Below are 12,431 nucleotides of genomic sequence, written 5' to 3' on the forward strand. Positions count from 1 at the left end.
CCGCCGCTGTGACGGCCCAGATCGGTCTACCCTGCCCGGCTGCCGGAGACAAGCGCCGTGCGCGTACCTTCACCCCGCGTTCGGATCACGCGCGCCGCCTCGGCAGGGTCAGTTCGAACCACACGGTCTTGCCCGCGCCCGTCCGGCTGGTCCCCCACTCGCGGGCCAGGGTGGTGAGGACACGCAGTCCACGGCCGGACTCGTCCGTCGGTGCCGCGCTGAGCAGGGTCGGCAGCGTCGGGTCGTCGTCGTAGACCTCGCACAGCAGGGTGTCGCCACGGACCAGACGCAGTTCGATCCGGCGCCCACGCGCGTGCCGTACGGCATTGGTGACGAGTTCCCCGGCCAGGAGCGCCGCGGTGTCCGTGAGGGTGTCGAGGCCCCAGACGCAGAGTTGTTCGCGGACGGCGGCGCGGGCGCGGGCCGCCTCGGCCGGGTCGGGGGCGAGTCGCCACTCGGCGACGTCCTCGGGCTCGATGCCGCTCAGCCGCGCCATCAGCAGGGCCACGTCGTCCTTGCGGCCGCCCCGCGTGTTGAGGGCGCGGATGATGGTGTCGCAGGCGTCGTCCATGGAGGCGGCCGGGTGGGCGGCGGACTCGCAGAGCGTGGCGAGTCCGACCCCGATGTCCTCGCCCCGCATCTCGACCAGCCCGTCGGTGCACATCACGAGCCGGTCGCCCGGCTCCACGCGCACGCGTACCGCCTCGAACGCCACCCCGCCGACGCCGATGGGCGCGCCCGTGGGCAGGTCGAGGAGTTCGCTGCGGCCGTCCGCCGCGCGGACCAGCACGGGCGGGATGTGGCCCGCGTTGGCGAGGTGCAGTTCGCCGGCGATGGGGTCGTAGACGGCGTAGAGGCAGGTCGCGAGATAGTGCTCGCCGAGGCGCTGGGCGAGGTCGTCGAGGTTGCGCAGGAGCTGTGCGGGCGGCAGGTCGAGGGCGGCCATGGTCTGCACGGCCGTGCGCAACTGTCCCATCATCGCGGCAGAGTTGAGGCCGTGCCCCATCACGTCGCCGACGACCAGGGCGGTGCGGGCACCCGGCAGTTTCACCGAGTCGAACCAGTCGCCGCCGACCCGCCCGAGCAGGGTGCCCGGCAGATAGCGGGTGGCGATGTCGCAGCCCGCCATGTGGGCCTCGATCTGCGGGAGCATGCTGTCCTGGAGCGTCTCGGCGACGTTCTCCTGGTAGGTGTACATGCGGGCGTTGTCGAGGACGAGCCCGGCCCGCGCGGCGAGTTCGGCGCCGGTGACGCGGTCCATGTCGTCGAAGACCTCGCGCTCCGGGTGGCGCAGCAGGATCATGAAGCCGAGGACGACGTTGCGGGCCTTCAGGGGCACGACCAGCATGGAGCGGCCCGTGATCAGCGGCCGGATGTCGCGCTTCTCGAACTGCGCGGCGATAGCGTGCCCCATCTGCTCGCTGATGCGCGGCACGAGGACGGGCTCGCCGGTGGTCATGCACTGGAAGAACGGGGTGTGCGCCGGGAACGGCATGGCCTCGCCGACGGGGACGACGTCGTCCCAGCGTCCCGGCTCGTCCGTGTGCTCCACGGCCACCCGGTGCCACATGGTCGTCGTGTCGGGCACCCCGTCCGGGAACCCCTCGCCGGCGACGACCTGTTCGCGCAGATAGGTGCCGGCGACGTCGGTGAAGCGGGGCACGACCGCCCTGCTGACCTCGACGATGGTCCGGGAGAGGTCGAGGGAGGTGCCGATGCGCCCGCTGACCTCGTTGAGGAACTCCAGACGCTCACGCACGGCCGCGTGTTCGAGGTCCTCGCCCTCGTCCGGCGCGTCGTCCGGCACCGGCAGCCCCTGCGCGACGGCGCGCGCGGCCCGTTCCCGGCGGGCCCGACGCTCCGCGCGCCGGGGCACGCCCCAGTCGGGGGTGACGGGCACCCGGTCGTTCTGGCTGAACTCCAGCACCGGATAGCCCAGTTCGAGGACCTGGGCGACGATGCGGGCGCCCTCGCCGACGCTCATGCTGGGCAGGATCTCGGGGAGCCTGCGGGCGAGTTCCTCGGCGCCGGGGAAATCGGTGTGCAGGGCGAAGCCGGGGGCGATGCGTTCCACGGCGACGTCCGCGTCGTCGTCCCGCCGCAGGGTCTCCGCGTCGGCCGCCAGCACCAGCAGCCGTTCCCGGCCGGGGCCGACCAGCGGGTACGCCCACCACAGGACGTCGATCCGGCCGCGGCCGGGCACGGAGAGCCGGGCGCGGCCGGCCGCCGGGTAGGAGAGCTGTCCGTCGAGCGAGGTCTCCAGGTCGTGGCCGAGGGCGTCGTACATGCCAGGGGCCGCGTGGGGCGGCATGTCGTCCTCGTCGGGGAGGGCACCGGAGACGGGCAGCAGGTCGAGGGCGGGGTGGCCCACCGCTTCGTCCTTGGTCGTGCCGAAGAGCCGGCGTGCGCCGGAGCTCCAGTGCGACACGAGCCCGGCGCGGTCGACCACGACCACGGCCAGGGGAATCCGGCCGGCCGAGGCCTGCTCCGGCATGTCGTCACCGGCTCCGAGGCCGGTAGTCGCGCCCGTGTAGGTGCCACGGTCCATGGCCAAGGCCCTCTCTCCCCATGGCTCGCAAGATCTGCGCCGCCCTCACTACCGTACGGCTGCGTAGCGTTGCGATGTGTGGCAATACTCGAATTGCCGTCTGGGAGCCTCCGGCGCACGCGCAGGCCACACAGGCGGCGCACGATCATTCGCGCGCCCCCGAGTCTCCGGCTCCTCAGTCCGTGTGGCCGAGGTGGAGGTCCTGTTCCGTCCTGGAGCCGGAGGCGACCTGGAGCACCGTAGCGACGGGTGGATAGCCGGTGGCGACGACCGTGTACTCGCCGCAGGACAGGTCGACGAACCGGAAGGTCCCGTCGATGCCGGTGGTGGCCGAGTCGACGACGTTCCCGGCGGCGTCGAGGAGGGTCACACGCGCGTCCTCCACCGGCCGGCCGCTCCCGGCGCGGACCGTGCCCCGCAGGACGGCGCCCCCGGCGAGCTCGATGTCCTGGCGTGTCTCGCGGGCGGCCCGGACGGTGACGGGCAGCGCGGCCGGCCGGTAGGAGTGGGCGCCTGCGGCGAGGGTGTACTCGCCCGCGGCCAGCTCCGTGACGAGGTACTCGCCCCGCTCCCCGCTGCGGGTGGTCACGACGACCTCGCCGTGCACGTCGGTGAGCGTGACGGTCGCGTCGCTCACCGTCCGGCCGTCCGCCGTGCGTACGGTCCCGGCCAGGCGGCCCGCGCCGCCGAGCACGATGTCGACCTCGACGGGCCCTTCCCCGACGGTGACGCTCACGGCCTGCGGCTGGTGGCCCCCGGCGGCCGCGATCAGCACGTACGCGCCCGGCCCGGGGGTGGACAGCGCGTACCGCCCGTCGTCGCCGCTGCCGCCGCGCCCGGTCTGCCGGCCCCCGGCGTCGATGAGGGTGAGCGCGGCCCGGGTCACGACGGTGCCGTCGGAGTGCCGGACCGTGCCGTGGACGGGGACGCCGGGGACGTACGGCGAACGGGCCTGCGGGATCTGGACGGGTGGCGTGTCCGTGGGCTCGGGGGTGGGGTCGGGGGCGGGGGGCATCTCGTCGACGGGCACCGGTGTCCTCTCCTTGAGGAAGCAGGCGACGAGGAGCCCGAGGACGAGCACCGGCGTGAGGTACAGGAAGATCCCCGGCATGGCGTCCGCGTACGCCTGGACGTAGGCGTCGCGCAGGGGGTGCGGCAGGGTGTGGACGAGGTCCGGGGTGAGGGAGTCGGGGTCGGGGAGCACCGCGCCGGAGCGCTGTGGGAGGCGGTCGGTCAGCCGGGCGGTGAGCAGCGCGCCGAAGGCGGCCACGCCCACGCCGCCGCCGATCTGCCGGAGGTAGTTGCCGGCCGCGGTGGCGGGCCCGATGTCGGCGGGGCGCACGGAGTTCTGCACGGCGAGGATCAGGACCGGCATCACCATGCCGATGCCCGCACCGAGGACGGCGGTCCAGATGCCGAACTGGAGCCGGGACGCGTCCGTCCCCGGACGGGACAGCAGCCACACGCCGAGCGCGGTCAGGGCGCTGCCGAACACGGGGTACGTCCGGTAGTGCCCGGTGCGGTCGATGAGTCGGCCGGAGACCACGGACGCGCCGACGATGCCGGCGGTCATCGGCAGCATGAGCAGCCCGGCCTCGGTGGCGGAGATCCCGCCGACCATCCGCAGCTGGGTCGGCAGGTAACCGGCGGCGCAGAAGAGGGCGATGCCGATGGCGATCCCGACCAGGCCGGTGACGACGAAGACCGGGTCCTTGAACAGCCGCAGGGGGACGAGGGGTTGGGGCGCGAACCGCTCGGCGACCAGGAAGAGGACGGTCGCGGCGACCGCGCCGGCGGCGAGGCCGAGGACGGGCCGCGAGGTCCAGGCGTAGGTGGTGCCGCCCCAACTCGCCAGCAGGACGGCGCAGGTCGAGGCGGTGGCCAGCAGAACCGTCCCCACGACGTCGAGGCGCCCCTTGGCCGTGGACCGCGGCAGTCTCAGCGCGAAGGTGATGACGGCCAGCGCGAGGAGCCCGACGGGCACGTTGAGGTGGAAGCACCACCGCCAGCCGACGTGATCCGTGAGCACGCCGCCCAGGAGCGGGCCCCCGACCGAGGCGAGGCCGAAGACGGCGCCCACCAGGCCCAGCCAACGTCCCCGATTCCGGGTCGGCAGGATGTCGGCCATGATCGCCTGCACGCCGATCATGAGGCCGCCCGCGCCGACGCCCTGGAGCGCGCGGAACGCGATGAGCTGGTCCATGCTCCGGGAGAACCCGGCGAGCGCGGAGCCGGCCACGAAGACCGTGAGCGCGCACTGCAGGACGCCCTTGCGGCCGTGGAGTTCGCCGAGCCTGCCGTAGACGGGGAGGGTGACGGTGGCGGTGAGCAGATAGGCCGTGATCGGCCAGGACAGTCGGTCCGCACCGTGCAGCTCCCCGACGATCTCGGGGAGGGCGGTGGCGACGACCATCTGCTCCAGCGCGGCGAGGAGCAGGACGAGCAGCAGGGCGGAGAAGACCAGCCGGAGGCGGTGCGGGCCGAGTCGGGCAGGCCCGTCCGCCGGTGGCGATGGAGCGGGTGTGGTGGTCGGCTCGTCCTTCACCAGTGTGGTCGCGCCCATGCGTACCGCTCCCCTCGTCGCACTTACCGCACAATTCCCGCGTTAAGCGGCAACTGTCGGCAAGTGCGGCGAGTTACGGCATTCCGGGGAGCGTCATGGAGATCCACTCGAACCGGTGAGGACGGCAACGCGCCCCGGGCGATCGCCCGTTGGGCCGGGCGTACCGCTCGCTCCGTGCTACTTCTCCACCTCCGCGGCGAGGTTGGCGAGCAGGGCGTCGTAGATCCGGGCGAGGCCCTTGGGGGCGAAGGTCCTCTCGAAGAAACCGCCGATGCCGCCGGCGCCCTGCCAGGTGGTGGTGACGACGACGCGGGAGCTGCCCTCGCCGGCCGGGGTCACCCGCCAGACGGTGACCATGGAGGAGTTGCGGTCCTTCTCGACGAGCTCGCCGTCGGAGGGCTCGGTGACCTCCAGGAGGCAGTCACGGACGCGCTTGCTGGTCGCCTGGAGCTTCCAGTGGACGAGGGTGCCCTCGCCGTCGCCGCCCTCGCGCACCTCGTACTCGCTGAAGTGCTGCGGCATCAGCTTCTCGCGCGCGCCGTTGTACTCGGCGAGGGTGTCGAACACCGTCTCCGCGTCCGCCGCGACGACCCGTTCGGTCGTGGCCTCGACCTGCGCCATTGCACTTCCTCCAGCACTTGGTAACTCGGGGATGTGCGGAAAGCCAACCACCCCCCGGCCGGAGGGCCCAAATCGGGGTGCCCCGAGGGCCCGCGGCGGACCGCCCCCGAGGACCCGGAGCGGACGGCGCCAAGGGCCCGGAACGGACGGCCCGAGGGCCCCTGACGAGACCTCCACACGATGTTCGAAAACCAGTTCGCACGATCAAGGGAACATGTGTTCTATTCTGGGGCCAGAGCAACCGAGGAGGCGTCCATGCGCTGGGACCATCTGGCCGAGAACCCCGCCACGGCCCGGGACGCCGCGCTGTTCGGCGCGGACATGGTGACGAGCCGCACCTTCGACACTCCCGAGTTCCGCGGCATGACCTTCCACGAGGTCCGGGCCAGGACGATCGTGAACCGGGTGCCGGGCGCCTCCCGGATGCCGTTCGAATGGACGGTGAACCCCTACCGGGGCTGCACGCACGCGTGCGTCTACTGCTTCGCCCGCAAGACCCACAGCTATCTGGACCTCGACACGGGCCTCGACTTCGATTCCCAGATCGTGGTGAAGATCAACGCCCCCGACCTGCTGCGCCGGCAGCTCGCCTCACCGCGCTGGCACGGCGAGCACATCGCCATGGGCACCAACGTGGACTGCTACCAGCGCGCCGAGGGCCGCTACCGCCTGATGCCGGGCATCATCGCCGCCCTGCGCGATCACGCGAACCCCTTCTCGATCCTGACCAAGGGCACGCTGATCCTGCGCGACCTGGACCTGATCCGGCAGGCCGCCGAGGTGACCGAGGTCGGCATCTCGGTCTCCGTCGGCTTCACCGACCCCGAGCTGTGGCGCACGGTCGAGCCGGGCACGCCCGCCCCCGAGCGCCGGCTCGACGTGGTGCGGGCCTTCACCGACCTCGGCATCGGCTGCGGGGTGCTGATGGCCCCCGTGCTCCCCTTCCTCAGCGACCACCCCGACCGGCTGCGCGCCACCGTGCGGGCGATCGCCGCCTCCGGCGCCACCTCGGTGACCCCCCTGGTGCTGCATCTGCGGCCCGGCGCCCGCGAGTGGTACATGGCCTGGCTGGAACGCCACCACCCCCATCTCGTACGGCGGTACGAGCTGCTGTACGCGGAGGGCGCCTACGCCCCCAAGTGGTACCAGCGGCAGATCACCCGTCAGGTGCACGAGCTGGCCCAGGAGTACGGCATGGGACCCCGGCGCGCGGAGCTGCCGCGACGCACGCCCGCGCGCGAGCCGGTGGCGCCGGAGCCGGTCCGGGACCCGGAACCGACGCAGCTGACGCTGCTCTGACCCTCCCTCAGGGCATCCGGGCGCTTCTCGGGCCCCCGATCGGGTCAACTCTCGCCGGCACGAGTTCCTTCGGAGGCCTGCTCCGGGACGATGCGTCGAAGGCCGTGGTGTGCACGGCCCGCGATCCTCCGTCCTGGGAGGCCTGACTGATGAAGAAACGCGCAGCCGCTCTGTGCGGCGCCGCCGCCGTGCTGGCCGGAATGGTCACGGCGGTCCCGGCCGGCGCGAGTGGCGCCCTCGCCGCCGCGCCGACGGCGAAGCTCACCTGGAAGAAGTGCGCCACAGGCGACTACCCGACGCTCCAGTGCACCACCCTGAAAGTGCCGTTGAACCACGACGAGCCGGACGGCAGGAAGATCACGCTCGCCCTGTCCCGCGTCCCGCACACCGCGAAGAAGTACCAGGGGCCCCTGGTGGTCAATCCGGGCGGCCCCGGCGGCAGCGGCCGCACCCTGGCCGGATTCGTCGCGTCCTCGCTGCCGAAGAAGGTGGCGGCGCAGTACGACGTCATCGGCTTCGACCCCCGCGGCGTCGGCGCCAGCAAGCCCGCGCTCGACTGCCGGCCCGGACATTTCGGGCCGGTGCGCCCCGACTCCCTGCCGGCCGACGCGCGGACCGAGCGGGCCAACCTCAAGCGCGCCAAGGCCTTCGCCGACGCCTGCGCCGAGAAGTACGCGGACGTGCTGCCGTTCATCGACACGGTCAGCTCTGCCAAGGACACCGACGCGATCCGCGCGGCCCTCGGCGCCAAGAAGATCAACTACTTCGGGTACTCGTACGGCACCTACCTGGGCGCCGTCTACGCCAAGCTCTTCCCGCACCGGGTGCGGCGCGCGGTGCTGGACTCCGTCGTCGACCCCTCGGGCGTCTGGTACGACGACAACCTCCGCCAGGACCAGGCGTTCAACGACCGCCACCGGGCGCTGATGGCCTGGATCGCCAAGAACGACAAGACGTACCGGCTCGGCACCGACCCGGAGAAGATCGAGACCAAGTGGTACGCCATGCGCGCGGCGCTGGCCCGCAGACCCGCGGACGGCAAGGTGGGCCCCTCCGAGCTGGAGGACACCTTCATGCCCGGCGGCTACTACGACGGCTACTGGCCCCACCTCGCCGAGGCGTTCGCCGCCTACGCGAAGAAGAAGAACGACGACCCGCTGGTCGAGGCCTACGAGAACTTCGGCGCCGTGGACGCGGCCGGTGACAACGGCTACAGCGTCTACACCTCGGTGCAGTGCCGTGACGCGCGCTGGCCGCGCGACTGGGCGGAGTGGCGCGACGACAACTGGGCGGCGTACGAGAAGGCGCCCTTCATGACCTGGAACAACGCCTGGTACAACGCGCCCTGCGCGTTCTGGCCGACCGAGGCCCTGGACCCGGTGGACGTCTCCAACACCGCGCTGCCGCCCGTCCTGATCCTCCAGGCGACGGACGACGCCGCGACCCCGTACGAGGGCGGGGTCACCACGCACCAGTTGCTGCGGAACTCCAGCCTGGTGGTCGAGCAGGGCGGCGGGAACCACGGCATCTCGCTGAGCGGCAACACCTGCCTGGACAAGCACCTGGCGGCGTACCTGACCGACGGCAGGGTGCCGCGCGGCACGGGCGAGGTCGACGCCGTCTGCGCGAAGCTCCCCGACCCCAAGCCCCTGAGCAAGAGGGCCGCGTCCGCCTCGTCCCGGGGCTCGACGCTGCACGGCCTGCTGGGCTTCCGCGGCTGAGTCCCGGCCGTGGGAGGCCCACCGAAATCCACGGGACTCCCACGGCTGCCCCGCCTAGGGTGCCGTCATGAACGGCATCCCCCATGACCTCCGCGTCCGTGAAATGACGCCGGACGACTGCCGTCCCGTGGCGGAGATACGGGTGGCGGGCTGGCGGACCGCGTACGCCGGGCTCGTGCCACAGTCGTACCTCGACGCGATGCGGGTGGGCGAGGACGCGGAACGGCGGCGCGAGCTGCTCCTGAAGCCCGGCAACCCCGTGGTGAACCTGGTCGCCGAGAGCGCCGGCGAAATCGTTGGCTGGGCAGCGTACGGCCCCTACCGCGACGGCGAAGTCCGTACCGAGGACGCCGAGTTGTACGCGCTCTATGTCCGCCCCGGGCACTGGGGCGGCGGGGTCGGCGCGGCGCTCCTGCGCACGTCCGCCGAACGCTGCGAGGCCGCCGGCCTCGACCGGATGCTCCTGTGGGTGCTGAAGGACAACGTCCGGGCCCGCCGCTTCTACGAGCACCACGGCTTCACGCCGGACGGCACGGAGGAACCCTTCGAGGTGGAGGGGGTGGAAGTTCCCGAGGTGCGGTACGTGCGCGCCCCGTGAAGGGGCGCGGGGAACTGCGCGATCAGCCCCCTCCCCACCACCACCGACCCGCAGCCGAACCACGGCCCGTCACCGACCCGCAGCCGAACCACAGCCCTGAAAGCAGGCCCTCAAAGCGGAGCGCTACCGCTGGCGGGGAATCCGCGTCAGCGCCCGCACCGCCGCCTCCGCGAGCCTCGGATGGGCGAGGGCGTCCTTCAGCACGGGCTCGGCCCTGCTGTCCCCCAACGCCCCCAGCCCCTCCACACAGGCCAAGGCCACTCGGCGGTAGGGGTCGTGCGGACCGAGGCGGCGCCGGAGCGTGGTGATCAGCGCCGGCACCGCCTCAGGAGCCCGGAGTTCGACGAGCAACCGCACGGGGTGCAGGGCATAGGCGACCCGGAGTTCGTTCGTGGCGAGGGCGGCGGCCGCCCGCGCGGTGCGCGGGTCGCCGAGCCGGGCCAGCGCGTACGCGGCGGAGGCGCACCGCGGCGGATCGCGGTGGTTGAGGAGCAGGACCAGCGCCTCGAAGGCCCGGCGGTCCCCCGCCACCCCCAGCCTGAACGCCGCCAACTCCCGCGCCCACAGCGGCTGCCCCGGTTCGGTGAGCACCGCCGCCAACTCGTCCGTGGACTCGGTCGTGACGAGCCGCTCCCATTCCGCCGAGCCTCCCGACTCGCCCCGCACACGCTCCGTGAGTGATCGCAACTCCTCGTCCATGCGACCGAGCGTACGGGCGTGAACGCGCTTCGCGAACACCCTTCGGGACCTACGTCACAAACACGAGGGCTGGCGCGCTCGTTACCCACCGGTTAAGCTCAGACGAGCGAGTTACCCACTCGTGTTCGCTCTCGACGGTTTGGTGACGCAGCCGTCGCGAGCACAGTCGGTTCGGTACCCGGAGTTTCGCTGTCCGGCGTACCAGTACGGCTCGGCCTCGGGACAGGGCCGGTCGGTTCAGCCGTTCCCCCGGGCGTGTGCACGCCCCGCGGCGACGGCACCGGGCGTGTGCGTTCATCAGCCCGGCACCACCAACACCCGCGCCCCACGCGCCGCTCACGCGCTCTTCGCGTATCCGCGGCGCTTCCCTCAGTCGTCACCCTCATTCCTGGAGTCCCGCGATGGCCACTCCCCTTTCCGACTCGTCGCTGTCCCCTTCGTCCGCGCAGTCCCCGTTCCAGACGATCGCCGTGGTCGGTCTCGGCACCATGGGCACCGGTATCGCCGAGGTGCTGACCCGGGCCGGCCGCGAGGTCGTCGGCATCGACATCAGCGAGGCCGCCGGCGCGCGTGCCGTCGCGGTCCTGGAGGCCGCGACCGAGCGCGCCGTGACCCGTGGGCGGATCACCGAGCGGGAGCGCGGTGACGCCCTCGCCCGCTTCCGTACCTTCACCGACCTCCAGGCCGCGGCCGACGCCGACCTGGTGATCGAGGTCGTCCCGGAGTCGTACGAGATCAAGCAGCAGGTCTTCCGTGAACTCGACGCGATCGTGCGGCCGGAGGCCGTGCTCGCCACCGGTACCAACGCGCTGTCGGTGACCCGGCTGGCGGCGGAGTCGGCTCGTCCGGAGCGGGTCCTCGGTCTGCACTTCTTCAACCCGGCGCCCGCGATGAAGCTGGTCGAGGTCGTCTCCTCGGTGCTGACCGCGCCGCAGGCCGTCGCGGCCGTCACGGATCTCGCCCTCGATCTGGGCAAGGAGCCCGTCGCGGTGGGCGACCGGCCCGGTTTCGTCGCCGACGGGCTGCTGTTCGGCTACCTCAACCAGGCCGCCGCGATGTACGAGGCCAAGTACGCCTCCCGCGAGGACATCGACGCGGCCATGCGGCTCGGCTGCGGGCTGCCGATGGGCCCCCTGGCGCTGCTGGACCTCATCGGCATCGACACCGCGCGCACGGTCCTGGAGGCCATGTACGCGGCCTCGCACGACCGGCTGCACGCACCGGCGCCCATCCTCCGCCAGCTCAGCGACGCGGGTCTGACCGGCCGCAAGTCGGGGCGAGGCTTCTACTCCTACGACGCGCCCGGCTCCGCCACGGTCGTGCCGGACGCGCTGACGCCGCGGGACGGGGCCGTCACGGTCGCCGGACGCACCGTCCGCTCCGTGGGTGTCGCGGGCTCCGGCACCATGGCGTCCGGGATCGCCGAGGTGTTCGCGAAGGCCGGGTACGAGGTCGTGCTCGCCGCCCGCAGCGAGGAGAAGGCGCAGGCCGCGAAGGCGCGGATCGGCAAGTCGCTGGCCCGCTCCGTCGACAAGGGGCGCATGACGGTCGAGGCCGCCGCCGAGACCCTGGACCGGATCACCCCGGCCGGCTCCTACGACGCGTTCGCCGACGTCGATCTGGCGCTGGAGGCGGTGGCCGAGGACCTGGAGGTCAAGCGGCAGCTGTTCGCGACCTTCGACAAGGTGTGCAAGCCGGGCGCGATCCTCGCCACCACCACGTCCTCGCTGCCGGTCGTCGCCTGTGCCCGCGCCACCTCGCGTCCCGAGGACGTGATCGGGATGCACTTCTTCAACCCGGCGCCGGCGATGAAGCTGGTCGAGGTGGTCCGTACGGTGCTGACGGCCGACGATGTGCACGCCACGGTCCGCGAGCTGTGCGCGAAGGTCCGCAAGCACCCGGTGGACTGCGGCGACCGGGCCGGATTCATCGTGAACGCGCTGCTGTTCCCGTACCTGAACAACGCGATCAAGATGGTGCAGGAGCACTACGCGACGCTGGACGACATCGACGCGGCCATGAAGCTGGGCGGCGGCTACCCGATGGGCCCGTTCGAGCTGTTGGACGTGGTCGGACTGGATGTCTCGCTGGCCATCGAGAAGGTGCTGCACCGCGAGTTCCGCGACCCGGGACTGGCCCCGGCGCCGCTCCTCGAGCACCTGGTGGCCGCGGGCTGCCTCGGCCGCAAGACGGGCCGCGGCTTCCGCGAATATGCCAAGCGCTGAGCGGTCGGGCGCCCCGGCGGGTACGGGGACGGACCGGGACGGGCCCGCGTCGGCGGGCCCGGACTGGGGCGGGCTGCTCGACCCGGGCAGCCGTCCGCCCCCGGCCCGTTCCGCCGCTCCGGGGCCCGCCCACCTGCACTCTCCCCCGCCCGAGCGG

8 protein-coding genes are annotated in these 12,431 nt (G+C 72.4%); 4 read left to right on the forward strand and 4 right to left on the reverse strand.

Features of this window, described 5'->3' with window-relative positions; translation table 11 throughout:
• Positions 1 to 85 precede the first annotated feature (85 nt).
• From ACZ9QC_RS07055 to ACZ9QC_RS07065, 3 genes are all read right to left on the reverse strand, one after another.
• Positions 86 to 2,548, reverse strand: coding sequence for a SpoIIE family protein phosphatase (locus tag ACZ9QC_RS07055; RefSeq protein WP_472921620.1), 2,463 nt, complete (start codon positions 2,546 to 2,548; stop codon positions 86 to 88).
• Positions 2,549 to 2,723: 175 nt separating this feature from the next.
• Positions 2,724 to 5,111, reverse strand: a complete 2,388-nt coding sequence (locus ACZ9QC_RS07060) for an MFS transporter (protein ID WP_472919339.1) — start codon at positions 5,109 to 5,111, stop codon at positions 2,724 to 2,726.
• A gap of 177 nt (positions 5,112 to 5,288) precedes the next feature.
• Positions 5,289 to 5,732, reverse strand: coding sequence for an SRPBCC family protein (locus ACZ9QC_RS07065; RefSeq protein ID WP_184901423.1), 444 nt, complete (start codon positions 5,730 to 5,732; stop codon positions 5,289 to 5,291).
• Between the two features lie 255 nt (positions 5,733 to 5,987).
• On the opposite strand from ACZ9QC_RS07065, the gene ACZ9QC_RS07070 reads away from it, so the two are divergent.
• The 3 genes from ACZ9QC_RS07070 (at position 5,988) to ACZ9QC_RS07080 (ending at position 9,350) form a co-directional block, all read left to right on the forward strand.
• On the forward strand, positions 5,988 to 7,031 hold the full coding sequence (locus ACZ9QC_RS07070) for an Rv2578c family radical SAM protein (protein ID WP_472919340.1): 1,044 nt from the start codon (positions 5,988 to 5,990) through the stop codon (positions 7,029 to 7,031).
• A gap of 149 nt (positions 7,032 to 7,180) precedes the next feature.
• On the forward strand, positions 7,181 to 8,752 hold the full coding sequence (locus ACZ9QC_RS07075; protein WP_472919341.1) for an alpha/beta hydrolase: 1,572 nt from the start codon (positions 7,181 to 7,183) through the stop codon (positions 8,750 to 8,752).
• Between the two features lie 67 nt (positions 8,753 to 8,819).
• On the forward strand, positions 8,820 to 9,350 hold the full coding sequence (locus tag ACZ9QC_RS07080; RefSeq protein ID WP_472919342.1) for a GNAT family N-acetyltransferase: 531 nt from the start codon (positions 8,820 to 8,822) through the stop codon (positions 9,348 to 9,350).
• A 123-nt stretch (positions 9,351 to 9,473) separates the two neighbouring features.
• Here the strand turns inward: ACZ9QC_RS07080 and ACZ9QC_RS07085 are convergent, their stop codons facing one another.
• Positions 9,474 to 10,049 (reverse strand): adenylosuccinate lyase, encoded by a 576-nt coding sequence (locus ACZ9QC_RS07085; RefSeq protein ID WP_316724733.1) that lies wholly within the window; start codon positions 10,047 to 10,049, stop codon positions 9,474 to 9,476.
• Positions 10,050 to 10,450: 401 nt separating this feature from the next.
• Between ACZ9QC_RS07085 and ACZ9QC_RS07090 the strand changes: the two genes are divergently transcribed.
• Entirely contained in the window at positions 10,451 to 12,274 is a 1,824-nt protein-coding gene (locus tag ACZ9QC_RS07090; RefSeq protein WP_472919343.1) for a 3-hydroxyacyl-CoA dehydrogenase family protein, read from the forward strand.
• Positions 12,275 to 12,431: the final 157 nt, after the last annotated feature.

The organism is Streptomyces sp. HUAS MS02, from assembly GCF_055702265.1.

What these genes read in the sequence shown, in the direction of transcription:
- ACZ9QC_RS07090 (WP_472919343.1), top strand. Translation starts at nt 10,451, where the DNA reads ATGGCCACTCCCCTTTCCGACTCGTCGCTGTCCCCTTCGTCCGCGCAG.
- ACZ9QC_RS07060 (WP_472919339.1), bottom strand. Translation starts at nt 5,111, where the DNA reads ATGGGCGCGACCACACTGGTGAAGGACGAGCCGACCACCACACCCGCT.
- ACZ9QC_RS07085 (WP_316724733.1), bottom strand. Translation starts at nt 10,049, where the DNA reads ATGGACGAGGAGTTGCGATCACTCACGGAGCGTGTGCGGGGCGAGTCG.
- ACZ9QC_RS07055 (WP_472921620.1), bottom strand. Translation starts at nt 2,548, where the DNA reads ATGGACCGTGGCACCTACACGGGCGCGACTACCGGCCTCGGAGCCGGT.
- ACZ9QC_RS07075 (WP_472919341.1), top strand. Translation starts at nt 7,181, where the DNA reads ATGAAGAAACGCGCAGCCGCTCTGTGCGGCGCCGCCGCCGTGCTGGCC.
- ACZ9QC_RS07070 (WP_472919340.1), top strand. Translation starts at nt 5,988, where the DNA reads ATGCGCTGGGACCATCTGGCCGAGAACCCCGCCACGGCCCGGGACGCC.
- ACZ9QC_RS07080 (WP_472919342.1), top strand. Translation starts at nt 8,820, where the DNA reads ATGAACGGCATCCCCCATGACCTCCGCGTCCGTGAAATGACGCCGGAC.
- ACZ9QC_RS07065 (WP_184901423.1), bottom strand. Translation starts at nt 5,732, where the DNA reads ATGGCGCAGGTCGAGGCCACGACCGAACGGGTCGTCGCGGCGGACGCG.